The organism is Variovorax sp. GW821-FHT06D12, assembly GCF_059419205.1.
Map to the genome: position 1 here is coordinate 881,248 of NZ_JBWKRI010000001.1, position 24,526 is coordinate 905,773.

22 protein-coding genes are annotated in these 24,526 nt (G+C 67.7%); 7 read left to right on the forward strand and 15 right to left on the reverse strand.

The window, feature by feature from the left end; translation table 11 throughout:
* Nucleotides 1-37: 37 nt before the first annotated feature.
* The gene (uvrB, locus tag AC07SQ_RS04100) at nucleotides 38-2,155 is read right to left on the reverse strand and encodes an excinuclease ABC subunit UvrB (protein ID WP_307693153.1); all 2,118 of its coding nucleotides are present in this window, start codon (nucleotides 2,153-2,155) and stop codon (nucleotides 38-40) included.
* A gap of 105 nt (nucleotides 2,156-2,260) precedes the next feature.
* On the opposite strand from uvrB, the gene AC07SQ_RS04105 reads away from it, so the two are divergent.
* The 4 genes from AC07SQ_RS04105 to AC07SQ_RS04120 all read left to right on the forward strand — a co-directional run bounded on the left by AC07SQ_RS04105 (nucleotide 2,261) and on the right by AC07SQ_RS04120 (nucleotide 6,360).
* Nucleotides 2,261-3,457 carry an amino acid aminotransferase gene (locus AC07SQ_RS04105; protein ID WP_495270669.1) on the forward strand — a complete coding sequence of 399 codons (1,197 nt, stop codon included), beginning with the start codon at nucleotides 2,261-2,263 and terminating at the stop codon, nucleotides 3,455-3,457.
* 155 nt (nucleotides 3,458-3,612) lie between these two features.
* Nucleotides 3,613-5,073, forward strand: a complete 1,461-nt coding sequence (locus AC07SQ_RS04110; protein WP_492727417.1) for a polyhydroxyalkanoate depolymerase — start codon at nucleotides 3,613-3,615, stop codon at nucleotides 5,071-5,073.
* A gap of 19 nt (nucleotides 5,074-5,092) precedes the next feature.
* The gene (locus AC07SQ_RS04115; protein ID WP_495270668.1) at nucleotides 5,093-5,728 is read left to right on the forward strand and encodes an RnfABCDGE type electron transport complex subunit B; all 636 of its coding nucleotides are present in this window, start codon (nucleotides 5,093-5,095) and stop codon (nucleotides 5,726-5,728) included.
* Nucleotides 5,725-6,360: a LysE family translocator gene (locus AC07SQ_RS04120; RefSeq protein WP_495270667.1), complete on the forward strand. Its 636-nt coding sequence runs from the start codon at nucleotides 5,725-5,727 to the stop codon at nucleotides 6,358-6,360. Before AC07SQ_RS04115 ends, AC07SQ_RS04120 begins: the two co-directional genes overlap by 4 nt.
* Nucleotides 6,361-6,369: 9 nt before the next feature.
* On the opposite strand, the gene yedA is transcribed toward AC07SQ_RS04120, so the two are convergent.
* Entirely contained in the window at nucleotides 6,370-7,287 is a 918-nt protein-coding gene (gene yedA, locus AC07SQ_RS04125) for a drug/metabolite exporter YedA (RefSeq protein ID WP_495270666.1), read from the reverse strand.
* A gap of 116 nt (nucleotides 7,288-7,403) precedes the next feature.
* Between yedA and AC07SQ_RS04130 the strand changes: the two genes are divergently transcribed.
* A complete protein-coding gene (locus tag AC07SQ_RS04130; protein WP_062473217.1) occupies nucleotides 7,404-7,901 on the forward strand; it encodes an Lrp/AsnC family transcriptional regulator in 498 nt (165 codons plus the stop codon).
* Here the strand turns inward: AC07SQ_RS04130 and AC07SQ_RS04135 are convergent.
* From AC07SQ_RS04135 to scpA, 7 genes are read right to left on the reverse strand one after another with little or no spacing between them, the layout of a single operon-like run.
* On the reverse strand, nucleotides 7,891-8,376 hold the full coding sequence (locus tag AC07SQ_RS04135) for a VOC family protein (protein ID WP_056580047.1): 486 nt from the start codon (nucleotides 8,374-8,376) through the stop codon (nucleotides 7,891-7,893). The two genes, AC07SQ_RS04130 and AC07SQ_RS04135, sit on opposite strands and share 11 nt — an antisense overlap.
* Nucleotides 8,373-9,410: a biotin synthase BioB gene (bioB, locus tag AC07SQ_RS04140; protein WP_062473215.1), complete on the reverse strand. Its 1,038-nt coding sequence runs from the start codon at nucleotides 9,408-9,410 to the stop codon at nucleotides 8,373-8,375. Before bioB ends, AC07SQ_RS04135 begins: the two co-directional genes overlap by 4 nt.
* Complete coding sequence (accC, locus tag AC07SQ_RS04145; RefSeq protein WP_095745698.1) at nucleotides 9,410-11,458, reverse strand: acetyl-CoA carboxylase biotin carboxylase subunit; 2,049 nt, start codon at nucleotides 11,456-11,458, stop codon at nucleotides 9,410-9,412. The genes bioB and accC overlap by 1 nt, the downstream gene beginning before the upstream one ends.
* A 21-nt stretch (nucleotides 11,459-11,479) precedes the next feature.
* Nucleotides 11,480-13,024, reverse strand: a complete 1,545-nt coding sequence (locus AC07SQ_RS04150; protein WP_062473211.1) for an acyl-CoA carboxylase subunit beta — start codon at nucleotides 13,022-13,024, stop codon at nucleotides 11,480-11,482.
* Nucleotides 13,025-13,082: 58 nt separating this feature from the next.
* Entirely contained in the window at nucleotides 13,083-14,132 is a 1,050-nt protein-coding gene (gene meaB / locus AC07SQ_RS04155; protein WP_495270665.1) for a methylmalonyl Co-A mutase-associated GTPase MeaB, read from the reverse strand.
* Nucleotides 14,126-14,599, reverse strand: a complete 474-nt coding sequence (locus AC07SQ_RS04160) for a GNAT family N-acetyltransferase (RefSeq protein WP_062473207.1) — start codon at nucleotides 14,597-14,599, stop codon at nucleotides 14,126-14,128. The genes meaB and AC07SQ_RS04160 overlap by 7 nt, the downstream gene beginning before the upstream one ends.
* A gap of 11 nt (nucleotides 14,600-14,610) precedes the next feature.
* Nucleotides 14,611-16,776: a methylmalonyl-CoA mutase gene (gene scpA / locus AC07SQ_RS04165; RefSeq protein WP_495270664.1), complete on the reverse strand. Its 2,166-nt coding sequence runs from the start codon at nucleotides 16,774-16,776 to the stop codon at nucleotides 14,611-14,613.
* Nucleotides 16,777-16,906: 130 nt separating this feature from the next.
* Between scpA and AC07SQ_RS04170 the strand changes: the two genes are divergently transcribed.
* Nucleotides 16,907-17,554 carry a GntR family transcriptional regulator gene (locus AC07SQ_RS04170; RefSeq protein WP_062473203.1) on the forward strand — a complete coding sequence of 216 codons (648 nt, stop codon included), beginning with the start codon at nucleotides 16,907-16,909 and terminating at the stop codon, nucleotides 17,552-17,554.
* A 139-nt stretch (nucleotides 17,555-17,693) separates the two neighbouring features.
* Here the strand turns inward: AC07SQ_RS04170 and AC07SQ_RS04175 are convergent, their stop codons facing one another.
* The 4 genes from AC07SQ_RS04175 to AC07SQ_RS04190 all read right to left on the reverse strand — a co-directional run bounded on the left by AC07SQ_RS04175 (nucleotide 17,694) and on the right by AC07SQ_RS04190 (nucleotide 21,330).
* A complete protein-coding gene (locus tag AC07SQ_RS04175) occupies nucleotides 17,694-18,479 on the reverse strand; it encodes an IclR family transcriptional regulator (protein ID WP_062473201.1) in 786 nt (261 codons plus the stop codon).
* 164 nt (nucleotides 18,480-18,643) lie between these two features.
* Nucleotides 18,644-19,639, reverse strand: coding sequence for a tRNA dihydrouridine(20/20a) synthase DusA (dusA, locus tag AC07SQ_RS04180; protein ID WP_447745016.1), 996 nt, complete (start codon nucleotides 19,637-19,639; stop codon nucleotides 18,644-18,646).
* 31 nt (nucleotides 19,640-19,670) lie between these two features.
* Complete coding sequence (locus tag AC07SQ_RS04185; RefSeq protein ID WP_495270663.1) at nucleotides 19,671-20,486, reverse strand: helix-turn-helix transcriptional regulator; 816 nt, start codon at nucleotides 20,484-20,486, stop codon at nucleotides 19,671-19,673.
* A gap of 46 nt (nucleotides 20,487-20,532) precedes the next feature.
* Nucleotides 20,533-21,330: an acetoacetate decarboxylase family protein gene (locus AC07SQ_RS04190; protein WP_495270662.1), complete on the reverse strand. Its 798-nt coding sequence runs from the start codon at nucleotides 21,328-21,330 to the stop codon at nucleotides 20,533-20,535.
* 236 nt (nucleotides 21,331-21,566) lie between these two features.
* On the opposite strand from AC07SQ_RS04190, the gene AC07SQ_RS04195 reads away from it, so the two are divergent.
* The gene (locus AC07SQ_RS04195; protein ID WP_062473196.1) at nucleotides 21,567-21,950 is read left to right on the forward strand and encodes a response regulator; all 384 of its coding nucleotides are present in this window, start codon (nucleotides 21,567-21,569) and stop codon (nucleotides 21,948-21,950) included.
* Nucleotides 21,951-21,954: 4 nt separating this feature from the next.
* Here the strand turns inward: AC07SQ_RS04195 and gabT are convergent, their stop codons facing one another.
* Nucleotides 21,955-23,244, reverse strand: a complete 1,290-nt coding sequence (gabT, locus tag AC07SQ_RS04200) for a 4-aminobutyrate--2-oxoglutarate transaminase (protein ID WP_495270661.1) — start codon at nucleotides 23,242-23,244, stop codon at nucleotides 21,955-21,957.
* Between the two features lie 35 nt (nucleotides 23,245-23,279).
* Nucleotides 23,280-24,518, reverse strand: coding sequence for a serine hydrolase domain-containing protein (locus AC07SQ_RS04205; protein ID WP_495270660.1), 1,239 nt, complete (start codon nucleotides 24,516-24,518; stop codon nucleotides 23,280-23,282).
* Between the last annotated feature and the right edge of the window lie 8 nt (nucleotides 24,519-24,526).

The following is a 24,526-nucleotide window of genomic DNA, read 5'->3' on the forward strand; positions in this document are numbered from 1 at the left end:
CTCGCTTGAAGAAAGCGAACTTATGGCCTAGCCAAAATCAGGACGCCAAACCGGGGATGTTGTCGCCACCCGACGCCCCGAATGCCTGCTCGCGCAGCAGCGCCAGCTGGTCGCGCACCCGGGCCGCCTTCTCGAACTCGAGGTTGCGGGCGTGCTCCAGCATCTGCTTCTCGAGCCGCTTGATTTCCCGGGCGATGTCTTTCTCGCTCATGTCCTCGACCTTGGCGCGTTCCAGGTCGAGCTTGGCCATTTCCTTGCCGGTCTTCTCGCTGTAGACGCCGTCGATCAGGTCGCGCACCTGCTTCACGATGCTGCGCGGCGTGATGCCGTTCGCCTCGTTGTGGGCAATCTGCCGGGTGCGGCGGCGCTCAGTTTCACCGATGGCCTTCTTCATCGACTCGGTCATCCGGTCGGCATAAAGAATGGCCTTGCCGTTCAGGTTGCGCGCCGCACGGCCGATGGTCTGGATCAGCGAGCGCTCGGCGCGCAGAAAGCCTTCCTTGTCGGCATCGAGGATCGCCACCAGCGACACCTCGGGAATGTCCAGCCCTTCGCGCAGCAGGTTGATGCCCACCAGCACATCGAACGAACCCAGGCGCAGGTCGCGCAAAATTTCCACCCGCTCGACCGTGTCGACGTCGCTGTGCAGGTAGCGCACCTTCACGCCGTTGTCGCTCAGGTAGTCGGTGAGCTGCTCGGCCATGCGCTTGGTCAGCGTGGTGATCAGCACGCGTTCGTTCTTCTCGACGCGGATGCGGATCTCGCCCAGCACGTCGTCCACCTGGTGCGTGGCGGGACGCACCTCGACCTCGGGGTCGATCAGTCCGGTCGGCCGCACCAGCTGCTCGACGACGTTGCCGGCGTGGTCCTTCTCGTACTGCGCCGGCGTGGCCGACACGAAGATGCACTGGCGCACCCGCTTTTCGAACTCCTCGAGCTTGAGCGGCCGGTTGTCCAGTGCGCTCGGCAGGCGAAAGCCGTACTCGACCAGCGTGACCTTGCGCGCCCGGTCGCCGTTGTACATGGCGCTGAGCTGGCCCATCATCTGGTGGCTCTCGTCGAGGAACATCAACGAGTCCTTCGGCATGTAGTCGGTGAGCGTCGCCGGCGGGTCGCCAGGCTCCGCGCCCGAAAGGTGCCGCGTGTAGTTCTCGATGCCCTTGCAGTGGCCGATCTCGGCCAGCATTTCGAGGTCGAAGCGCGTGCGCTGCTCCAGCCGCTGCGCCTCGACCAGCTTGCCCGAGCCGGTCAGTTCCTTGAGCCGGCCGGCCAGCTCGATCTTGATGGTTTCGACCGCCGCCAGCACCTTGTCGCGCGGCGTCACGTAGTGGCTCGACGGGTACACAGTGAAGCGCGGCACCTTCTGTCGGATGCGTCCGGTGAGCGGGTCGAACAGCTGCAGCGACTCGATCTCGTCGTCGAACAGCTCGAAACGGATCGCCAGCTCGCTGTGCTCGGCCGGGAACACGTCGATGGTGTCGCCGCGCACCCGGAACGTGCCGCGCGCGAAGTCCTGCTCGTTGCGCGTGTACTGCATGCGGATGAGCCGCGAGATCAGGTCGCGCTGGCCGACCTTGTCGCCCACGCGGGCGATCAGCCGCATCTCCATGTAGTCCTCGGGCGTGCCGATGCCGTAGATGGCGCTCACCGTGGCCACGATGACCGTGTCGCGCCGCTCCAGCACGCTCTTGGTGGCCGACAGGCGCATCTGCTCGATGTGCTCGTTGATCGAGGAGTCTTTCTCGATGAACAGGTCGCGCTGCGGCACGTAGGCCTCGGGCTGGTAGTAGTCGTAGTAGCTCACGAAGTACTCGACGGCGTTCTTCGGGAAGAACTCGCGGAACTCGCTGTAGAGCTGCGCCGCCAGCGTCTTGTTGGGTGCGAACACGATGGCCGGACGGCCCAGCCGGGCGATCACGTTGGCCATGGTGAAAGTCTTGCCCGAGCCCGTAACGCCCAACAGCGTCTGGTACACCTCGCCGTCGAGCACCCCGGCCACCAGGCCGTCGATGGCCGTGGGCTGGTCGCCTGCCGGCGGATAAGGCTGGAACAGCTCGAACGGCGAGTCGGGATAGCGGATGAATTCGCCCTGTTTCGCCGGCCCGATCGGGTCGACTTTCTTCAGGTCTGCTATGGCTTCGGTGTTCTCTGGCATGGCTGTTCCCGACAGGTGGCGTGGCGCCGGTAAAATTCAAGGCAACCGGAAAGGATAAAGCCTCCTCCGGTTGCCAGCGAAGCTTTCATCCCAAAGGACCTTTCCATGTCTATGTTCACCGCGGTCGAAATGGCGCCGCGCGACCCGATCCTCGGCCTCAACGAGCAATTTGCAGCCGACACCAACCCCAACAAGGTCAATCTCGGCGTCGGCGTGTATTACGACGACAACGGCAAGCTGCCCCTGCTGCAGTGCGTGCAGGCCGCAGAGCAGAACATGATGAAGGCCCCCTCGGCCCGCGGCTACCTGCCGATCGACGGCATCGTGGCCTACGACAACGCCGTCAAGGGCCTGGTCTTCGGCCCCGAGAGCGAGCCCGTCACCTCGGGCCGCGTGGCCACCATCCAGGCCATCGGCGGCACCGGCGGCCTGAAGGTCGGCGCCGACTTCCTCAAGAAGCTCAACCCCAACGCCACCGTGCTGATCAGCGACCCGAGCTGGGAAAACCACCGCGCGCTGTTCACCAACGCCGGCTTCACGGTCGAAAGCTACCCCTACTACGACGCCGCCCAGCGCGGCATCAACTTCGACGGCATGCTGGCCGCCCTGAACGCGGCACCGGCCGGCACCATCGTCGTGCTGCACGCCTGCTGCCACAACCCGACCGGCTACGACATCACGCCCGCGCAGTGGGACCAGGTGGTCGCCGCCGTCAGGGCCAAGGGCCTCGTGCCCTTCCTCGACATGGCCTACCAGGGCTTCGGCTACGGCCTGAAGGAAGACGGCGCGGCCGTCGCCAAGTTCGTCGACGCCGGCCTGACCTTCTTCGTGTCGACCTCGTTCTCCAAGAGCTTCAGCCTGTACGGCGAGCGCGTCGGCGCCCTGTCGGTGCTGTGCGAGAACAAGGAAGAAGCCGGCCGCGTGCTGTCGCAACTCAAGATCGCCATCCGCACCAACTACAGCAACCCGCCGATCCACGGCGGCGCCGTGGTGGCCGCGGTGCTCGGCACCCCCGAGTTGCGCGCCCTGTGGGAAAAGGAACTGGGCGAGATGCGCGTGCGCATCAAGGCCATGCGCCAGAAGCTGGTCGACGGCCTGAAGGCCGCCGGCGTGAAGGAAGACATGAGCTTCATCACCACCCAGATCGGCATGTTCAGCTACTCGGGCCTGACCAAGGACCAGATGGTGCGCCTGCGCAACGAGTTCGGCGTGTACGGCACCGACACCGGCCGCATGTGCGTCGCCGCGCTCAACAGCAAGAACATCGACTACGTCTGCGCGTCGATTGCGAAGGTCATCTAGGTGACAACCGGGTGTGAGTGAATCGACTTTTTGACGATTCGTTCACATTCGGCCACAGAAGCCGAATCCAGCCCGCTGCGGGCTAGGGTTCGGCCCCCTGCGCCGCGGCAAATGCACTGATATATTGCACTGCAACATCCACTCAAAGACCCGCGATGCTCTATCAACTCTACGAAGCCCAGCGTTCCCTGATGGAGCCCTTCTCGGACTTCGCCCAGGCCGCCTCCAAACTCTACGGTCCCGGCGCCGTCTGGAGCCAACTGCCGATGGCACAGCGCATGGCCGCCGGCTATGACCTGCTGTACCGGCTGGGCAAGGACTACGAGAAGCCCGAGTTCAACATCAAGTCCGTCAAGGTCGACGGCGAAGAGGTCGTGATCCAGGAGGCCGTCGAGCTCGACAAGCCCTTCTGCGAACTGCGCCGCTTCAAGCGCTTCACCGACGAACCGCACATCCTCAAGACGCTCAAGAGCCAGCCCGTGGTGCTGATCGTGGCGCCGCTGTCGGGCCACTACGCCACGCTCTTGCGCGACACCGTGCGCACCATGCTGCAGGACCACAAGGTCTACATCACCGACTGGAAGAACGCGCGCCTGGTGCCGCTGTCGGACGGCGAGTTCCACCTGGACGACTACATCAACTACGTGCAGGAATTCATCCGCCGCCTGCAGGCCGAGTACGGCAACTGCCACGTGGTGAGCGTGTGCCAGCCCACCGTGCCGGTGCTGGCAGCCGTGTCGCTCATGGCCAGCCGCGGCGAGCCGCTGCCCCTCACGATGACCATGATGGGCGGCCCGATCGACGCGCGCAAATCGCCCACGGCCGTGAACAACCTCGCGACCAACAAGAGCTTCGAGTGGTTCGAGAACAACGTGATCTACCGCGTGCCGCAAGGCTTCCCGGGCGCGGGCCGCAAGGTCTACCCGGGCTTCCTGCAGCACACGGGCTTCGTGGCCATGAACCCCGACCGCCACGCCAGCAGCCACTACGACTACTTCAAGGACCTGATCAAGGGTGACGACGCCAGCGCCGAAGCCCATCGCAAGTTCTACGACGAGTACAACGCCGTGCTCGACATGGACGCGGACTACTACCTCGAGACCATCCGCACCGTGTTCCAGGACTTCGACCTGGTCAACGGCACCTGGGACGTGAAGAGCCCCGCCGGCCAGGTGGAGCGCGTGCGTCCGCAGGACATCCACGCCACCGCCCTGCTCACCGTCGAAGGCGAGCTCGACGACATCTCCGGCTCGGGCCAGACCCAGGCCGCGCACAGCCTGTGCACCGGCATCGCCGACGCCAAGCGCGAGCACTACGAGGTCAAGGGCGCGGGCCATTACGGCATCTTCAGCGGCCGCCGCTGGCGCGATCTGGTCTACCCGAAGGTGCGCAACTTCATCGCGGCCAGCGACGAGCCCCAGCGCCGCGCCGGTGCGCGCGAAGAGCTGCCGGCCGAAGACCGCATCAAGCCGGGCCAGAAGCTGAAGGCCGTGGCCACCGCCGCGGCCCGCAAGACGCCGGTCGCCGCCAAGAAGGCCGTCGCCGTGAAGGCCGCGCCGGCTGCCAAGAAGCCGGCCGCAGCGGCAAAGAAGCCCCGCGCCAGCGCCGCGCGCTGAGCCGCGCGCATCACCCACCGTGAACGGGCTGGCCGCACGCATCAACGACGCACTGCCTCAAACGCAGTGCACACGGTGCGGCTACCCCGATTGCGCGGGCTACGCGCAGGCCATCGCCGACGGCGAGGCCGGCATCAACCAGTGCCCGCCGGGCGGCGTCGAAGGCATCGAGCGCCTCGCGCTGCTCACCGGCCGCCCCGCGCTGCCGCTCGATCCGCAGTTCGGCACCGAAGGCCCGCGCGCCATGGCGGTCATCGACGAGGCCTGGTGCATCGGCTGCACGCTGTGCCTCGACGCTTGCCCGACCGACGCGATCATCGGCATCCACAAGCGCATGCACACGGTGATCGAGGCGCACTGCACGGGGTGCGAGCTGTGCATTCCGGTCTGCCCGGTCGATTGCATCTCGCTCGAGGCTGAAACACCCGGCCGCAGCGGCTGGCAGGCGTGGTCGCAGGCACAGGCCGAGGCCGCATTGCAGCGCTACAAGCTGCACGCCCAACATCGTGACACCGCGAAGCGCGAGGCTGAGCCGCCCCCCGCCGCCGCCGCCGAACCGCAGGCCGCCGACACGCGCAAGCGCTCCATCGTCGAAGCCGCCCTGGCGCGCGCCCGCGCTGCCGCGGAACAACGCCAGGCCGCCACCAAACCATGACCCTCGACACCCTGCTGATCTATGCCGTCGCCTCACTCGCCCTGGCGGTGATCCCCGGCCCGACCATGCTGTTGGCGCTGTCCAACGGCATCGACGGCGGCATGCGCCGCGCCAGTTGGGGCATCGCGGGCGCGTCGCTGGGCAGCGTCTCGCTGATCGCGGTCGTGGCGCTCGGGCTGGGCTCGCTGCTCGCGGCCTCGGAATGGCTCTTCAACGCGATCCGCGTCGCGGGCGTGGCCTACCTGGTGTGGCTCGGCATCAAGCTGTGGCGCAGCGAGGCGACCGACCTGGGCACCGCGCTGGCCAAGTCGGCCATCGAGGTCCGTCCGCACGGTCGCATCGCGCTCGTGCGCAGCCTGATGGTGGCGCTGTCCAACCCGAAGACGGTGCTGTTCTTCGCCGCCTTCCTGCCCCAGTTCGTCGACACCGCCAAGCCCCAGGGCATGCAGTACCTGGTGCTGGGCGCAATCTTCGTGGTGCTCGACACCTGCGTGATGCTGGCCTATGCCGGCGCCGGCACGCAGGCCGTGCGCTGGCTCTCGCGCCGCGGCCTCACGGTGCTCAACCGCAGCTGTGCGGTCGGCATGTGGCTGCTGGCCGCCACCCTTGCCTTCTGGCGCCGCCCGGCCTGAACTGCCCGATCAGCCCTTCTGCGGGCGCTTGAAGAGCAACAGCAGCACGCCCGCCAGCACCACGCCCACGGCGTACCACTCGAAGCGCGTGACCGTCTCGTGGGCGATCCACACGCCCAGCAGCATCGCGATCACCGGATTGACGAAGGTGTAGCTCGCCGCCAGCCCGGCCGGCGCCTGCGCGAGCAGCACCATGTAGGCGTTGAACGCGATCAGCGAGCCGAACACCACGAGATAGACCCACGCCCCCAGCGCCACCGGCTGCGGCGGCCAACTCATCGTTTCGCCCGACACCGCGGCCAGCACCATCAGCACCACGCCGCCGCACAGCATCTCGCTCGCGAAGCCCATCGCGCCGGGCGCCAGCGGCAGCTTGCGCTGGCTCAGCACGCTGCCGAGCGACCAGCAGATGCAGGCCACGCAGATCGCCACCAGCCCCTCGGGCGAGGCCTTGAAGCCGCTGCCCTGCGTGAGCATCAGCACGCCGACGAGCCCGAGCGCAATGCCCGCCGCTTCGAGCCGTGCCGGCTTCACGCCCCAGATCAGGTTCAAGAGCGCAATCAGCAACGGAATGACGGCAATGAACGCCACCACCAGCCCCGAGCCGATCGACACCTCCGCCAGCGCCGTGCCGCCCATGCCGCCGCCGAGCATCAGCGCGCCGACGACCAGCGCATTGCGCCACTGCAGGCGCGTGGGCCAGGGCGTGCCGCGCCAGCGCATCCACGCCGCCAGCAGCACGCCCGCGACCAGGAAGCGCGAGCCCATCTGCAGGAACGGCGGAAAGCTGATCAGCGCGTACTTGATCGCCAGGTAGGTCGAGCCCCAGACCACCCAGGTGGCGGCCAGGCACAGCCACAGCAGCGGCGTCAGCCGGGAGCGCGAAGAAGCAGGCGCGGCCTGCGCAGTTGGTGCGAGTGTCGACATGGCGAGGGTGTCTCTTATTGGTATCAGGTGTCCGTCATGGTATGAAAGCCACCCGCCGGCAGCCATGCGAATTTCATGGTTCTGCTCGCACCGCACCGTCGAATTAAAGGACTTCCATGGACTTCACCTTGACCCCCACGCTGGACGCCCACGACACCCGCATCCTGGCCGAACTGCAGGCCGACGCCCGCCTGAGCATGGCCGAGCTGGGCCGCCGCGTGCACCTGAGCCAGCCGGCCGTGACCGAGCGCGTGAAAAAGCTGGAAGCCGCCGGCGTCATCACCGGCTACCGCGCCACCGTGAACCTCACGCGGCTGGGCTATGGCATCCGCGGGATCATCCGCGTCGGGCGCGCCGACTACGACCTCGTGGTGAAGCTGGTGCAGGAGACGCCCGAGTGCGTCAATGCCTACAACGTGACCGGCGAGGACAGCTGGATCCTCGAGATCGCGGTGATCGACGTGCCGCACCTCGATGCGGTGCTCGCCAAGTTCTGCATCCTGACCGAGACCGCGACCTCGATCATCCTGAACCCGGCGCGCGAGCACCAGCCGATGCTGCCGCCGCAGCGCGCCGACGTGAAGCCGCCGGTGCGCAAGGCGCTCAGCGCGTAGCGGCGAGCGCGTTGAAGGCCGTCACCACCTCGGGCGGCGCCTGCACCATCTCGACCAGCACGCCCTCACCCGAAATCGGGAACTCGTCGTTGGCCTTCGGGTGCAGGAAGCAGATGTCGAAGCCCGCCGCGCCCTTGCGGATGCCGCCCGGCGCAAAGCGCACGCCCTGCGCCGTGAGCCATTCGACGGCCTTGGGCAGGTCGTCGATCCACAGGCCGACGTGGTTCAGCGGCGTGGTGTGCACGGCAGGCTTCTTCTCGGGGTCCAGCGGCTGCATCAGGTCGACCTCGACCTTGAACGGGCCGCTGCCCATCGAACAGATGTCTTCGTCGACGTTCTCGCGCTCGCTGCGGAAGGTGCCCGTCACCTCGAGCCCCAGCATGTCGACCCACAGCTTCTGCAGGCGCAGCTTGTCGGGGCCGCCGATGGCGATCTGCTGGATGCCCAGCACCTTGAAGGGACGCGGCGTGGTCATGCGCAGCCGCCTTCTTCCGCCTGCTCCTGCGTGCGGTGCGAGCGCAGGCCGAGCTTGCGCAGCAGCTGCACGTCGGCGTCGACGTCGGGGTTGCCGGTGACCAGCAGCTTGTCGCCGTAGAAGATCGAGTTGGCGCCGGCCATGAAACACAGGGCCTGCACCGCCTCGCCCATCTGCTGGCGGCCGGCCGACAGGCGCACGCGCGCGGTCGGCATCGTGATGCGCGCCACGGCGATCATGCGCACGAAGTCGAAGGGATCGACCGGCTCCGAGTCGGCCAGTGGCGTGCCGGGCACGCGCACCAGGCTGTTGATCGGCACCGACTCGGGGTACGGGTCCATGTTGGCGAGCTGCGCGATCAGCCCGGCGCGGTGCACCGGCTGCTCGCCCATGCCCACGATGCCGCCGCAGCACACGCTGATGCCGGCGCTGCGCACAGCCGCCAGCGTGTCCAGGCGGTCCTGGTAGGTGCGCGTGTCGACCACGTCGGTGTAGTACTCGGGCGCGGTGTCCAGGTTGTGGTTGTAGTAATCGAGGCCCGCGGCCTTGAGCTGCTGCGCGTGGTGCGGCTCCAGCATGCCCAGCGTGGCGCAGGTCTGCAGGCCCAGGCCCTTCACGGCCTCGACCAGCACCGCCACCTTCTCGACGTCGCGGTCCTTGGGCGCGCGCCAGGCGGCGCCCATGCAAAAGCGCGTGGCGCCGGCATCCTTGGCGGCCTGTGCGGCGCGCACCACCTCGTCGACCTCCATGAGCTTCTGCGCCTTCACGCCGGTGTCGAACTCGGCCGACTGCGGGCAATAGCCGCAGTTCTCGGGGCAGCCGCCGGTCTTCACCGACAGCAGCGTGGCCAGCTCGATGTCGCCCTCGGGGAAATGCCGGCGGTGCACGGTCTGCGCCTCGAACAGCAGTTCCATGAAAGGCTTGTCGAGCAGCGCCTGGATGGCCTCCACGGACCAGGGGCCCTGGGGCGTCGCCACGGCCTTGGCCGGGCGGTGCAGCGTGATTGCCGCTTGTTGCAGGTCGTTGGCACCCATCAGTTGAACTCCAGAATGATTTGGTCGACGGCGAGCGATTCGCCCTTGGCCGCCGAGATCTTGCCCACCACGCCGTCCTGCGTGGCGAACAGCACGTTTTCCATCTTCATGGCCTCGATCACGGCCAGCTTCTCGCCGGCCTGGACCTGCTGCCCCGGCTGCACCGACACCTCGACCAGCAGGCCCGGCATCGGCGACATCAGGAACTTGCTCAGGTCGGGCGGTGCCTTGTAGGGCATCAGCTCGAGCAGGCGCGCGCCCAGCGGCGACAGCACCATGGTCTCGATCTGCGTGCCGTCGTGCGACACGCGCAGCGCCAGCGGGTTCTTGCCCGCGCCGCGCTCCACCTGCGCCGTGAAGGGCTTGCCGTTGGCCGTGCCCTGCACGCGCACCGCGCCGAGCGCGAAGTCGCTCTCGATCTGGTAGCGCTTGTCGCCCACGGTGACGGCGCTGGCGCCGGTCTTGCCCTGGAAGTCGCTCACCGACACCGCGTGGTGCACGTGCTTGCCCTCGGGGCCCAGCTCGACCACCACGAACTGCTCGCCCACCTTCACGCCGTGGCCCGCCAGCTGCCCGCTGATGCCCGAGGCGCGCGCGCGGTAGCGGCGGTTGACGAAGGCGGCCAGCGCCACCAGGAACGCCGGATCGGCATGCGGCACGTCTTCCGCGTGGAAGCCCTTGCCGTAGTGCTCGGCGATGAAGCCGGTGTTGAAATCGCCGGCCACGAACTTCGGGTGCGCCAGCAGCGCGGCCTGGAACGGGATGTTGCTGCTGATGCCGCGGATCACGAAGCCGTTGAGCGCCTCGCGCATCAAGGCGATCGCCTCGTTGCGGTCCTTGCCGTGCACGATGAGCTTGGCGATCATCGAGTCGTAGTACATCGGGATCTCGCCGCCGTCGTACACGCCGGTGTCCACGCGCACGCCGTGCAGGTGGCCGGTGTCGCTCGCGAACATGCTCTCGGCCGGCGGCTGGAACTTCACCAGGCGGCCCGTCGAGGGCAGGAAGTTGCGGAACGGGTCTTCGGCATTGATGCGGCACTCGATGGCCCAGCCGTCGCGCTTCACGTCGGCCTGCGCCAGCGGCAGCTTCTCGCCGGCCGCCACGCGGATCATCAGCTCGACGAGGTCGAGGCCGGTGATGCACTCCGTCACCGGGTGCTCCACTTGCAGGCGCGTGTTCATCTCCAGGAAGTAGAAGCTCTGGTCCTTGCCGACCACGAACTCCACCGTGCCCGCGCTCTGGTACTTCACGGCCTTGGCCAGTGCCACGGCCTGCTCGCCCATCGCCTTGCGCGTGGCGTCGGTGATGAAGGGCGACGGCGCCTCCTCGATCACCTTCTGGTGGCGGCGCTGAATGGAGCACTCGCGCTCGTTCAGGTAGATGACATTGCCGTGCGAATCGCCCAGCACCTGGATCTCGATGTGGCGCGGCTCCTCGACGAACTTCTCGATGAACACGCGGTCGTCGCCGAAGGAATTGCGCGCTTCGTTGCGGCAAGAAGTGAATCCCTCGAAGGCTTCCTTGTCGTTGAAGGCCACGCGCAGGCCCTTGCCGCCGCCGCCGGCCGAGGCCTTGATCATCACCGGGTAGCCGATGTCCTTGGCGATCTCGACGGCGCGCTCGGCCGTCTCGATGGCGTCGTTCCAGCCGGGGATGGTGTTGACCTGGGCTTCGTTCGCCAGCTTCTTCGAGGCGATCTTGTCGCCCATGGCCGCGATCGAATAGTGCTTCGGGCCGATGAAGGCAATGCCTTCTTCCTCGACCTTGCGCGCAAAGGCTTCGTTCTCCGACAGGAAGCCGTAGCCCGGGTGTACGGCCTCGGCGCCGGTCTTCTTGCAGGCCGCGATGATGCGGTCGGCCTGCAGGTAGCTCTCACGGCTGGGCGCAGCACCGATGTGCACGGCCTCGTCGGCCAGCTCGACGTGGCGGGCTTCCTTGTCGGCGTCGGAGTAGACGGCCACCGTCAGGATGCCCATCTTCTTGGCCGTTTGAATCACGCGGCAGGCGATTTCGCCGCGGTTCGCAATCAGGATCTTCTTGAACATGTTCTTCTTTCTCCGTGCGGCTCAGAGCGGAATGTTTCCGTGCTTGCGCCACGGGTTCTCGAGCTTCTTCTCGCGCAGCATCACGAGCGAGCGGCAGATGCGCTTGCGCGTTTCGTGCGGCAGGATCACGTCGTCGATGTAGCCGCGCGCGCCGGCCACGTACGGGTTGGCGAAGCGGGCCTTGTACTCGGCTTCGCGGGCGGCGAGCTTCTCGGGGTCGTTCTTGTCTTCGCGGAAGATGATCTCCACCGCGCCCTTGGCGCCCATCACCGCGATCTCGGCGCGCGGCCAGGCCAGGTTGACGTCGCCGCGCAGGTGCTTGGAGGCCATCACGTCGTACGCGCCGCCGTAGGCCTTGCGCGTGATGACGGTGATCTTGGGCACCGTGCACTCCGCGTACGCGTACAGCAGCTTGGCGCCGTGCTTGATGATGCCGCCGTACTCCTGGCCGGTGCCGGGCATGAAGCCGGGCACGTCGACGAAGGTGATGACGGGGATGTTGAACGCATCGCAAAAGCGCACGAAGCGCGCCGCCTTGATGCTGCTCTTGATGTCCAGGCAACCCGCCAGCACCAGCGGCTGGTTGGCCACGATGCCGACCGTCTGGCCTTCCATGCGCGCGAAGCCGATCACGATGTTCTTCGCGTAGTCGGGCTGCAGCTCGAAGAAGTCGCCGTCGTCCACCACCTTCAGGATCAGTTCCTTGATGTCGTAGGGCTTGTTCGGGTTGTCGGGCACCAGCGTGTCCAGCGAGTAGTCGGGCCGGTCGGCCGGGTCGCCCTGGCCGTCGTTGCCCAGGCGCACCGGCGGCTTCTCGCGGTTGTTCAGCGGCAGGTAGTTGTACAGGCGGCGCAGCATCATCAGCGCCTCGACGTCGTTCTCGAACGCCATGTCGGCCACGCCGCTGCGCGTGGTGTGGGTGATGGCGCCGCCCAGTTCCTCGGCCGTCACGCTCTCGTGCGTCACGGTCTTCACCACTTCGGGGCCGGTGACGAACATGTAGCTGCTGTCCTTCACCATGAAGATGAAGTCGGTCATGGCGGGCGAGTACACCGCGCCGCCCGCGCACGGGCCCATGATCATGCTGATCTGCGGCACCACGCCCGAGGCCATCACGTTGCGCTGGAACACGTCGGCATAGCCGCCCAGCGAGGCCACGCCTTCCTGGATGCGCGCGCCGCCCGAGTCGTTCAGGCCGATGACCGGCGCGCCGACCTTCATGGCCTGGTCCATCACCTTGCAGATCTTTTCGGCGTGGGCTTCGCTGAGCGCGCCGCCGAAGACCGTGAAGTCCTGGCTGAACACGAACACGAGGCGGCCGTTGATCATGCCGTAGCCCGTGACCACGCCGTCGCCGGGGATCTTCTGCTCGGCCATGCCGAAGTCGACCGAGCGGTGCTCGACGAACATGTCCCACTCTTCAAACGTGCCGTCGTCGAGCAGCAGCTCGATGCGCTCGCGCGCCGTGAGCTTGCCCTTGGCGTGCTGCGCGTCGATGCGCTTCTGCCCGCCGCCGAGTCGCGCCTGGGCGCGCTTCTTTTCGAGTTGTTCGATCAGTTCTTGCATGGTGTGCTTCCGAAGCTGTGGTTCTGGATTGCTGGGAGAGTCTTGTGGGGGCCGGGTGTCACACCCGGGCGGTGATGGCTGCCGCGGCGAGCAGCTGGCGCGCCGCCGTCGAGGCCGGCAGGCTGCCCTGGGCCACCTGCTGCGTGAGTTGCGGCAGCAGCTCGCGCACCTGCGCGTGCTGGCGGAATGCCTGCTTGAGCCCGGCGTCGATGCGTTCCCACATCCACGCGGTGGCCTGTTTTTCGCGGCGCTTGGCGAGCTTGCCGTTGGCGGTCTGCAGCGCCTTGAATTCGAGCACGGCGTCCCAGAAGGCGTCGACGCCGGTGCCCGCGAGCGCGCTGAGCTGCAGCACCTTGGGCAGCCAGAAGCGGCGCTCCACGCCGCTGTGCGCGTCGTGCACAGCGTGCGCATGGTCGGGGTTGCCCTGGTGGCCGAACAGGCGCAGCGCCGAGGTGATCTGGGCCTGCGCGCGCGTGGCGGCGTCGCGGTCGATGTCGGCCTTGTTGATTGCGACCAGGTCGGCCAGCTCCATCACGCCCTTCTTGATCGCCTGCAGGTCGTCGCCCGCGTTGGGCAGTTGCAGCAGCACGAACATGTCGGTCATGCCGGCCACCGCCGTTTCGCTCTGGCCCACGCCCACTGTCTCGACGATGACGATGTCGTAGCCCGCCGCCTCGCAGACCAGCATGGCCTCGCGCGTCTTCTCGGCCACGCCGCCGAGCGTGCCGCTCGAAGGGCTGGGCCGGATGTAGGCGCGCTCGTGCACCGACAGGCGCTCCATGCGCGTCTTGTCGCCCAGGATGGAGCCGCCCGACACGGTGGACGACGGGTCGATGGTGAGCACCGCCACGCGGTGGCCCTTGCCGATCAGCAGCAGGCCCAGCGTTTCGATGAAGGTCGACTTGCCCACGCCGGGCACGCCCGAGATGCCCAGGCGGAACGACTGGCCGGTGCGCGGCAACAGCGCCGTGAGCAGTTCGTCGGCCTGCGCGCGGTGGTCGGCGCGCGTCGATTCGAGCAGCGTGATCGCCTTGGCGATGGCACGCCGCTGCGCCATGCCCGGCGCATCGGCGAGCGCGCGTTCGAGCGCGCCGACGGTGTTCAGCACGCGGCCTCCGACGCCACGCGCCAGCGGTAGTGCAGGTCGACGCCCTCTTCGCCTTCGAGCACGAAGCCGTGCCGCTGGTAGAAGCGGTTGGCGTCGCTCTGCACGAGCGCGGTGAGCTTGATGTCCAGCTTCTGTTCGCGCGCCTGCGCCTTGGCCCAGCGCAGCGCCCATTCGCCGATGCCGCGCCCCTGGAAGCCGGTGCGCAGGTACAGGTGATCGAGGCGCAGCGCATCCGCGTCCTCGGGCTTGAGCGTGATGAAGCCCAGGCGCTGCTCACCGTCGAGCACGATGTGGTGCATGTACGGCACCACGAAACCGGCCGACAGGCGCTCGCGCGAGCGCGTGAGGTCGAAACGGCCGACGCGCTCCAGGCTCGGACGCATCGCATCGATGCGCACGGCCAGCATGTCTTCGAAATCGCTGGAATCCACGGGCTGCAGCGACAGCCGCGACAAGAGATCGCCCACGTCGACTCGTCTCAGACTGCGACGGCCGCGCGGATCTGCTCCAGCACGTCCTTGGCGCTGGCCGGGATGGGCGTGCCCGGGCCGTAGATGCCCTTGACGCCGGCTTCGTACAGGAAGTCGTAGTCCTGGCGCGGAATCACGCCGCCGACGAAGACGATGATGTCGTCCGCGCCCTGCTTGCGCAGCTCTTCGATGATGGCCGGCACGAGCGTCTTATGGCCGGCGGCGAGCGTGCTCACGCCCACGGCATGCACGTCGTTCTCGATGGCCTGGCGCGCGCACTCTTCGGGCGTCTGGAACAGCGGGCCCATGTCGACGTCGAAGCCCAGGTCGGCGAACGCCGTGGCGACGACCTTCGCGCCGCGGTCGTGCCCGTCCTGGCCGAGCTTGGAAATCATCACGCGCGGGCGGCGGCCTTGCGCTTCGGCGAAGTCGTTGATCTCGGTCTTGAGCGCTTCCCAGCCTTCGGCCGAGTCATAAGCGGCAGCGTACACACCGGTCACCTTTTGCGTGTCGGCGCGATGGCGGCCGAAGGATTTTTCGAGGGCGTCGGAAATCTCGCCGACGGTGGCGCGCGCACGCACCGCGTCGATGCTCAGCGCCAGCAGGTTGCCGGTATTGCTTTCGGCGGCGTCGGTGAGCGCGTCGAGCGCGGCCTGCACCTTGGCGTTGTCGCGCGAAGCGCGGATGCTCTGCAGGCGCGCCACCTGCTGCTCGCGCACCTTGACGTTGTCGATCGACAGGCTGTCGATCGCGTCCTCGTTCTTGAGCTTGTACTTGTTGACGCCGACGATCACGTCCTTGCCCGAGTCGATGCGCGCCTGCTTCTCGGCGGCGGCGGCCTCGATCTTGAGCTTGGCCCAGCCGCTGTCCACGGCCTTGGTCATGCCGCCCATTGCCTCGACCTCTTCGATGATGGTCCAGGCGGCGTCGGCCATGTCCTGCGTGAGCTTCTCCATCATGTAGCTGCCGGCCCAGGGGTCGATCACGTTCGTGATGTGCGTCTCTTCCTGGATGATGAGCTGCGTGTTGCGCGCGATGCGGGCGCTGAACTCGGTGGGCAGCGCAATGGCTTCGTCGAGCGCGTTGGTGTGCAGCGACTGCGTGCCGCCGAACACCGCGGCCATCGCCTCGATGGTGGTGCGCACCACGTTGTTGTACGGGTCCTGCTCGGTGAGCGACCAGCCAGACGTTTGGCAGTGCGTGCGCAGCATCAGGCTCTTGGGGTTCTTGGGGTTGAACTCCTTCATGATGCGGCACCACAGGAGGCGCGCCGCGCGCATCTTGGCCACTTCCAGATAGAAGTTCATGCCGATGGCCCAGAAGAAGCTCAGGCGGCCGGCAAAGCCGTCCACGTCGAGGCCCTTGGCCAGCGCGGTCTTCACGTACTCCTTGCCGTCGGCCAGCGTGAAGGCGAGCTCCAGCGCCTGGTTGGCGCCGGCTTCCTGCATGTGATAGCCGCTGATCGAGATCGAGTTGAACTTCGGCATCTTCTGCGCCGTGTACTCGATGATGTCGCCAATGATCCGCATGCTCGGCGCCGGCGGAAAGATGTACGTGTTGCGGACCATGAACTCCTTGAGGATGTCGTTCTGGATGGTTCCGCTCAGCTGGTCTTGCGCCACGCCCTGCTCTTCGGCCGCGACCACGTAGCCCGCGAGCACCGGCAGCACGGCGCCGTTCATCGTCATCGAGACACTCACCTTGTCCAGCGGGATCTGGTCGAACAGGATCTTCATGTCCTCGACCGAGTCGATCGCCACGCCGGCCTTGCCGACGTCGCCGGTCACGCGCGGATGGTCGCTGTCGTAGCCGCGGTGAGTGGCCAGGTCGAAGGCCACGCTCACGCCCTGGCCGCCGGCGGCCAGCGCCTTGCGGTAGAACGCATTCGACTCTTCGGCGGTGGAGAAGCCGGCGTACTGGCGGATGGTCCAGGGGCGCACCGCGTACATGGTGGCTTGCGGGCCGCGCAGGTAGGGCTCGAAACCGGGCAGCGTGTCGGTGTACTTCAGGCCCTGCAGGTCGGCCGCGGTGTACAGCGGCTTCACGCTGATGCCGTCGGGCGTGATCCAGTTCAGCGCATTCACGTCGCCGCCGGGCGCCGACTTGGCGGCGGACTTGGCCCAGGCGTCGAGATCGGCCGGCTTGTAGGTGGGTTCGGGTGTGCTGCTGCTCATGGAAGGCGCCGCTCCAGGCGGTGGTCTGACGGGATTCGCAAGGTCGCTTGCACGGATTTGCAAGCCGTTCACAAGTCTAACCCATCTGTAATTATTAATTCAAACGCGATTTTGAAGTACAGTTCAGCCCATGTCCGCCGTCACCCTGACCCCCCGCGCCCTCTATGAAGAGGTGGCCGAGCTCCTGCGCCAGCGGATCTTCCGCCGCGAGTTGGAGCCGGGCAGCTGGATCGACGAGCTCAAGCTGGCCGAGGAATACGGCATCAGCCGCACGCCCCTGCGCGAGGCGCTGAAGGTGCTGGCCGCCGAAGGGCTGGTGACGATGAAGGTGCGGCGCGGCGCGTACGTCACCGAGGTGTCGGAACAGGATCTGGCCGATGTGTACCACCTGCTCTCGCTGCTGGAGAGCGACGCCGCCGGCGTGGTGGCCGAGCGCGCCACCGATGCCCAGCGCGCCGAGCTGAAGGCGCTGCACGCCGAGCTGGAAGCCGCCGCCGCCCCCGGCAAGGAAGACCGCGAGCACTTCTTTGCGGTGAACGAGCGCTTCCACATGAGCCTGCTGGCCATTGCCAACAACAAGTGGCGCGACCAGATGGTGGCCGACCTGCGCAAGGTGATGAAGTTGAATCGCCACAACTCGCTGCTGAAGGCGGGGCGCATTGGCGAGTCGCTCGCGGAGCACCGCGCGGTGATGGCGGCCATCGAGGCGCGCGACGCGGCCACGGCCATGGCGCGCATGCGCGAGCACTTCCTCAACGGCCTGGAAGCCGCTGTATAGGGCTCTCCCCCAGGCTTCGCGCACTTCGTGTCGCTTCGCCAACCCCCTTCCGGGGGCGACGCCTGCGGCCCGGCAGAGCCGGTTCCGCGGCGTCCCACGAAGGTGACCGGCGCCCTTCGGGCGCGGTCTATTTCCTTTTTCAGCCCAGCGTGAGGGTGCCGGCCTCTGTCGCGATGCGCTGGGCGATTTCCAGCATGCGCGGGGCGACACGGCTGAGCATGGCTTCCCTCGGCAGCAGGTAGGCGGGGCCGCCGCAGCTCACGCCGTAGCGTTCGCCGCGCGGGCCTTCGAGCGCGAAGCCCAGGGCGTGGATCTGGGGGTTCCATTCGCCGAAGGAGGTGCAGTAGCCCAGGCGGGCGTGCTCTTCGAGGCTGGCGATGAGGCGCGGCTCGATGGCGTGCCAGTTCTCACCGGTTTCGAGGCGGATCTGCTCCAGCAGTGCCGACTGCTCGGGCCCGGGCAAGGCGCCGATGTAGGCGCGGCCGGAGGCCGAGGTGGCGATGGACATGCGCGAGCCGACGTCGATGCGGGAGCTGATGAGCGCCGAGCGCGGGCGCAGCGAATCGATGACCAGCATGTCCAGGTCGTCGCGCACCGCCATGTGGATGCTGGCGCCCGACAGTTCGGCCAGGTTGCTCAGGTGGGGACGCGCCAGCGCCCTCAGGTCGAAATTGCGCAGGTAGCGGCTGCTCATGTCGAGCAACACCGGCCCCAGGCTGAAACGCTCGCTGTCTTGCGACTGCCGCAGATACCCCGCCCCCACCAACGTCGCCGTGAGGCGCGACACCGTGGCCTTCGGAATGCCGGTCGTGTCGGCCAGCTCCCGGTTTCCGACGGGCGCTGCCGCCATCCCGATGACCTTCAGCAGCGACAACCCCCTGGCAAGCGCACTGACTTCTTCCTTGCTGCCTGCAGCTTCACTCATAAGACAGAACCTTTTTCTTGTTTCCCTGACCGCCTTATTCTTGAGCAAAAACAGGTGCTTCGCTCACACTTGTTGTTGCATTGTCATGAAACTGTGTTCCATCGAGCGTCAACTTCGCTCAATTGTGTTGACTGTCTACAAAGTCGGGGCGGCGAGGCCGGAATTCAGGCGGCCTGGGCGGCAGGTTCGTGCGCCAGCGCCATCACTTCGTGCGGCGGACGGGTCTTCAGGCGATGGTCGCTCCAGACCTGGCGCCAGCGGCGCGCGCCGGGCAGGCCGTTGCGCAGGCCCAGCATGTGGCGCGCGATCGACCACCAGTTGGTGCCGTGTTCGGCCGCCTCGCGGACCATGTAGTCGCACATCTGCGCCTCGATGTCCTCGCGCGTGAGCGTCTGGGGGGCGTCGCCGTAGAACTCGGCGTCCCATTCGGCCAGCCACCAGGGGTTGTGGTACGCCTCGCGGCCGATCATGGCGCCGTCGAGCAGCCGCAGGTGCTCGTGCACCTGCGCGTTGGTGGCGATGCCGCCGTTGATCGAAAACTGCAGCGCCGGAAAGTCGTGCTTCAGGCGGTGCACCAGCGCATAGCGCAGCGGCGGAATCTCGCGGTTCTGCTTCGGGCTCAGGCCCTGCAGCCAGGCGTTGCGCGCATGCACGATGAACGTGCCGCAACCGGCCTCGCTCACCGCGCCGACGAAGTCGCGCACGAACTCGTAGCTCTCGATCTTGTCGATGCCGATGCGGTGCTTCACCGTGACCGGCACATCGACCACGTCGACCATCGCCTTCACGCAATCGGCCACCAGCTGCGGCTCGTTCATGAGGCAGGCCCCGAACGCGCCGCGCTGCACGCGCTCGCTCGGGCAGCCGCAGTTCAGGTTGATCTCGTCGTAGCCCCACTCTTCGCCGAGCTTCGCGCAATGGGCCAGGTCGTGCGGCTCGCTGCCGCCGAGCTGCAGCGCCACGGGGTGTTCTTCTTCATGAAAGCGCAGGTGGCGCGGCACGTCGCCGTGGATCAGCGCGCCGGTGGTCACCATCTCCGTGTAGAGCAGCGCGTGGCGTGTCATGAGGCGGTGGAAGACGCGGCAATGCCTGTCGGTCCAGTCCATCATGGGCGCGACGGAGATGATTTTTTCTTTCAGATTCAAGGACTTGTCGTTCATACGCGGGGCGCTCGCTCGGGGGCGTAGTTTCTCACGCGACGGTTTTTGGCGAGCCGCCCGCCCGGTAGTTCCCCGGCGTCACACCAAAGCAACGACGGAACCAGCGCGAGAAATGCGCCTGGTCGGCAAAGCCGCATTGCGCGGCAACCTCGGCGGGCGCATGGCCCTCGCGCAGCAGCACCTTGGCGCGGGCGATGCGCGCCAGCCGCGCGTACTGCGCCGGCGCCATGCCGACCGCCGCGCGGAACAGGCGATGGAAGTGCTCGCGCGACACGCCGAGCCGCTCGGCGAGCGACGTGGGTTCGATGCGGCAGGCGTCCTCGGTCGCGAGCAGGTCGCACACGGCCTCGACGCGCGCATCGCCCGCGGCCCGCGCGACCGCCACAAGCGGGTCGGTCGTCTGCGTGCGGAAGATGCCGTCGAGCAGCGCGCCGATGCGCGCACCGTCCTTCGCCGATGCCGCCTGCGCGAGCGCATCGACGCTCGCCTCGTCGCGCCAGACGTCCTGCCGCAACGACCCTCGCCGACCATTCGGCCACTCCATTCGCGCCGCCACCCAAGCGTGCGGCACATACAGCATCACCATGCGAAAGCCTTGGGCGCTCACGCCGGCCGTGTGCAGCGCGAACGGCGGCATCAGCACCAGCTCGCCCGCCTGCGCCGAGCGGGGCGCGCCGGCGCAGACGAACTCGCAGCGGCCTTCGACGATCGCGCCCACGCTCCACTCCGCATGCCAGTGCAGCGCGAAGTGCGCCTTGGGATCGCCCGCGAACATCACCTCGACCGGTGTGCCGTCGGCCAGCGGCAGGCCGATCACGTGCGAGGTCGTCGGGGCGGGAAGCATCATGACCCGCCGAGGGTAGCGCAGCTACCTGTCGGAGGCAGCGCCCGCCTCACACCGCGATCGCGCCGCGCACCGTGAGGCCCATCCAGCCCGCGCTGGCCTGCGTCGTCTGCACGGGGCCGAGCAGCGCGAGTTCCTCCACGGGATGCTCGTGAAAGCGCAGCGTGGCCTCGCCCTGCACCCAGCCCGTTTCGACGCGGTCGATGATGTCGGCGCGCAGGTAGCGCGGCACCGTCACGCTGCCTGCTTGCGTCAGGTCGGGCCAGCCGATGGCGCCGATGGTGGGTGCAGCGAGAAAGCCGAGCGGCCCGCTCGCCTCGCCCGACAGCGTGACCGTGGCGTCCATCAGCCGCCGCTCCTTCACGCTGAGGCTCGCGCCGAGCCGGCTGCCGGCCGCCATCGGCGCGGCGGCCGGATGGATCAACGGCAGGCTGCGCGTGAGCCAGGTCTGGCCGATCTTCTTGGGCCAGCCCTGCAGCCAGCCGCGCAGCATCGAGATGTCCTGGTCGACGTAGATGAGCGGGCAGTAGAAGCAGCGACGCGACGTGTCGCCGCGCGCCGGCTCGATCTCGAGCACCACGATGGTCTCGCGGTACTGCGCGTACACCGGGTCGAGCATCTCGCGCCCGTCGTCGCCGCACGATTGCCAGTCGGCGAAATGCACGCAGCCGTTGCCCGTGGCCACGCCGACCTCCGGCGGCACCAGCGCCGCGCCGCGTGCGGCATCGAACGAGAAACCCACGTTGACCAGCCACCCGGCGTAGTGCCACGGCGGCGCCTGCACGAGCGCGCTGCGGCCCGAAGCGGTGAAGGGTGGCGCGAAGGAAGACGAAGAAGAAGGCGACATCAAACAACCTGTCGTGACGGAGTCAAAGAAGCCCCGCACGATAGGCACGCCCCGCGCCCGCGTCTTGTACGCCAGTGATGCAATGCACAAACAGCGCTTTCGCGTGCGCGGGGGACGCCATGTGGCGGCGTTGTCCGACTCCGCCCCGCGCTCGCCTCGTGACAATGGACCGGCCCGGCAGACCCGCGCCACAAGCGCAGACGAGCCGACGCATTTCATTTCCAGGCTACGCACCGATGACCCGCATCTACCTCATAGAAGACAACCCCCTGATCGCCACCACCCTGACCGATGGACTGAGGGAATTCTCCGGATGCGAAGTCGTCGCCACCGCTAGCAGCAGCGACGAAGCCATCGACTGGCTCGACGCGAACCCCGACGCCTGGGACGCCGCCGTGATCGACGTGTTCCTCGCGCAAGGCAACGGCCTGACCGTGGCCAACCACCTGAGGGAACGCAAGTCGCCCGCGCAGCGCACCGTGGTGTTCATGAACCACGCGACCTCCGAGGTGCGTGAAGGCGCGCTGTCGGCGGGCGTCGATGCGGTGTTCGACAAGTCGCTGCAGCTCGAAGACTTCTACGACTTCTGCCGCACGCTCGGCATTGCGCCGCGCCGTTAGTCGTTCAGACGTTAGCCGCCCGAATCGATTCGACCAGCAACCCCAGCCCTTCTTCAAAAACCGCCTCAGGAATGGTGAGCGGGAACAGGAAGCGCACCACGTTGCCGTGCACGCCGCAGGTCAGCAGCAGCAGACCGCGCTCGAGCCCCGCCGCATGCACGCGCTTCGTGAACTCGGCATCGGGCTCGCCGCTGTGCGGATCGCGAAACTCCACCGCCACCATCGCACCCAGGCCGCGCACGTCGCAGATGCGCGGCACCTCGGTGCGCAGGGCCGCGAGGCACGCCGTCAGCCGCTCGCCGAGCATGCGGGCGCGCGCGACCAGCCCTTCGTCCTCGATCACGCGCATCGTCTCCAGCGCCGCAGCCACTGCCAGCGGATTGCCCGCGTAGGTGCCGCCCAGGCTGCCGACGCGCGTGGCGTCCATGAGTTCGGCGCGCCCCGTGAGCGCCGACAGCGGAAAGCCGCCGGCCAGGCTCTTGGCGGTCGTCACCAGGTCGGCCTCGATGCCGTAGTGCTCCAGCGCGAACAGCTTGCCGGTGCGCCCGAAACCGGTCTGGATTTCGTCGACGACCAGCAGGATGCCGTGGCGGTCGCACTCTGCACGCAGGTGCTCCATGAGTGCGGGCGGCGCCACGTAGAAGCCGCCCTCGCCCTGCACCAGTTCGATGACGATCGCGGCCACGCGCTGCGGATCGACGTCAGTCTTGAACAGCCGGTCGAGCGCCGCGATGCTGTCGTCCACCGTCACGCCCAGCGGCGCAGCGGGGAACGGCACATGCCACACGTCACCCGGCATCGGACCAAAGCCCGCCTTGTACGGCGCGACCTTGCCGGTGAGCGCCATGCCCATGAAGGTGCGGCCGTGGAACGCGCCCGAGAACGCCACCACGCCGCTGCGGCCGGTGGCGGCGCGCGCCACCTTCATCGCGTTCTCGATGGCCTCGGCGCCGGTCGTGAAGAGCGCGCTCTTCTTGGCACTCGGGCCGGGCACGACGCGGTTCAGCTGCTCGCACAACGCCACGTATTCCTCGTAGGGCGTGACGTGGAAGCAGGTGTGGTGAAAGTCGTCGAGCTGCGCGCGCACGGCCGCCACGATGCGCGGATGGCGGTGGCCGGTGGCGAGCGTGGCGATGCCGCTGGCAAAGTCGACAAAGCGCCGGCCTTCCACATCCCACAGTTCGGCGTTGTCGGCGCGGGCGGTGAAGTGCGGCGTGAGCGTGCCGATGCCCTGCGCGCAGGCGCCGTTCTTGCGGGCCTGCAGGCTCGCGTTGGTCGTGACTTGGGTAAGCATGAAGAAGAAAAAATAGAAAGGAGAAGAGCAGGAAATCAGCCGCGCATCAGGTGCTCGGCCATCGCGCGAAAGGCGTGCATCGAGGTCGGCAGGTGGGCGTTAGCGGCCAGCGGGTGGGAGGCAAAGCGCGCCACCACCATCTCGGCCTCGGGGTCGATGTGCAGCGCTTGGCCGTGAATGCCTTGCGCGGTGAAGGTGCGGCGCGCGTCGTGCGCCACCCACCACATGTTTCTGTAGCTCCAGCCGGCCAGCCGCGTGTAGCCCGCGAGCGCGAAGCGCGCCGGATCGGCGCCGCGGCGGATGTCGGCCACCACGGCCTCGGGCACGATCTGCGTGCCGTTGAAGGCGCCGCCGAGCCGCATCATTTCGCCCAGCCGCGCGAGGTCGCGCAGGCCGGTGCACAGCCCGCCACCCGCGAACTCGGCGCCCTGCCCGTCCACGGCAAAGGCCGCGTCCTGCTCGGCGCCCAGGCGCGACCAGATGCGCTCGCCCAGCACCCGCGCCAGCGGCTGGCCCGTCACGCGGCTGATGAGCCAGCCCAGCACGTCGGTGTTGACGGTGCGGTAGGCAAAGGCCTCGCCGTGCGTGCCCTGCCCCTGCACGGTCTGCAGGAACTGGCGGTAGCCCTCGGCGCCCGCGTAGCCCGCGGGGCGCGGCAGCAACTGACCGGCGCGCGCGTGCTTCCACACGCCGGCATCGGAGTCGGTGTAGTCCTCCGAGTAGTCGATGCCCGTCGTCATGTCCATCACCTGGCGCACGGTGGCGCGGCCGAAGGCGCTCGTCGCCAGTTCGGGGATGTAGTGCCGCACCTGCGCATGCTCATCGAGCGCGCCCTCAGCCGCGAGCATCGCGCCGACCGTGCCGACGACCGACTTGGTGACCGACATCGCCATGTGCTGCCCGTGTTCGTCGAGCGCGCCGAAGTAGCGCTCGTACACGATGCGCCCGCGGTGCAGCACCACCGCGCCGTCGGCGCAGATCGTTGTGAGCGCGCTGCGCCAGTCGGTGCGCGACCCATCGGCGGGCAAGGTGAAGGCCAGCGTGTCGAGCTCGGGCCGGTCGGCGCGCGGCAGCACCGACACCGGGCCGGTGCCGCGCGACACGTTGCGCGTCGGTTGCAGCTCGCGCAGGTGCGAGAAGGCCCAGCGGTTCTCGGGCGCCTGGAAGATCGGGCGTTCGCGCGGGCGCTGCACGGCGGTGCCGGCCGTGGGAAAACCATCGCGCCAGCCGTCGGCCAGCGCGGCATCGGGAGCCGACGTTTCTTGGGTGGTCATAAGGGTGC

Coding starts and splice junctions, on each gene's coding strand:
- AC07SQ_RS04120 (WP_495270667.1), top strand. CDS start 5,725: ATGACCCTCGACACCCTGCTGATCTATGCCGTCGCCTCACTCGCCCTG.
- AC07SQ_RS04205 (WP_495270660.1), bottom strand. CDS start 24,518: ATGACCACCCAAGAAACGTCGGCTCCCGATGCCGCGCTGGCCGACGGC.
- AC07SQ_RS04130 (WP_062473217.1), top strand. CDS start 7,404: ATGGACTTCACCTTGACCCCCACGCTGGACGCCCACGACACCCGCATC.
- bioB (WP_062473215.1), bottom strand. CDS start 9,410: ATGGGTGCCAACGACCTGCAACAAGCGGCAATCACGCTGCACCGCCCG.
- AC07SQ_RS04175 (WP_062473201.1), bottom strand. CDS start 18,479: ATGAGTGAAGCTGCAGGCAGCAAGGAAGAAGTCAGTGCGCTTGCCAGG.
- accC (WP_095745698.1), bottom strand. CDS start 11,458: ATGTTCAAGAAGATCCTGATTGCGAACCGCGGCGAAATCGCCTGCCGC.
- dusA (WP_447745016.1), bottom strand. CDS start 19,639: ATGAACGACAAGTCCTTGAATCTGAAAGAAAAAATCATCTCCGTCGCG.
- gabT (WP_495270661.1), bottom strand. CDS start 23,244: ATGCTTACCCAAGTCACGACCAACGCGAGCCTGCAGGCCCGCAAGAAC.
- AC07SQ_RS04185 (WP_495270663.1), bottom strand. CDS start 20,486: ATGATGCTTCCCGCCCCGACGACCTCGCACGTGATCGGCCTGCCGCTG.
- yedA (WP_495270666.1), bottom strand. CDS start 7,287: ATGTCGACACTCGCACCAACTGCGCAGGCCGCGCCTGCTTCTTCGCGC.
- AC07SQ_RS04195 (WP_062473196.1), top strand. CDS start 21,567: ATGACCCGCATCTACCTCATAGAAGACAACCCCCTGATCGCCACCACC.
- AC07SQ_RS04135 (WP_056580047.1), bottom strand. CDS start 8,376: ATGACCACGCCGCGTCCCTTCAAGGTGCTGGGCATCCAGCAGATCGCC.
- AC07SQ_RS04190 (WP_495270662.1), bottom strand. CDS start 21,330: ATGTCGCCTTCTTCTTCGTCTTCCTTCGCGCCACCCTTCACCGCTTCG.
- scpA (WP_495270664.1), bottom strand. CDS start 16,776: ATGAGCAGCAGCACACCCGAACCCACCTACAAGCCGGCCGATCTCGAC.
- AC07SQ_RS04150 (WP_062473211.1), bottom strand. CDS start 13,024: ATGCAAGAACTGATCGAACAACTCGAAAAGAAGCGCGCCCAGGCGCGA.
- AC07SQ_RS04110 (WP_492727417.1), top strand. CDS start 3,613: ATGCTCTATCAACTCTACGAAGCCCAGCGTTCCCTGATGGAGCCCTTC.
- uvrB (WP_307693153.1), bottom strand. CDS start 2,155: ATGCCAGAGAACACCGAAGCCATAGCAGACCTGAAGAAAGTCGACCCG.
- AC07SQ_RS04170 (WP_062473203.1), top strand. CDS start 16,907: ATGTCCGCCGTCACCCTGACCCCCCGCGCCCTCTATGAAGAGGTGGCC.
- AC07SQ_RS04105 (WP_495270669.1), top strand. CDS start 2,261: ATGTCTATGTTCACCGCGGTCGAAATGGCGCCGCGCGACCCGATCCTC.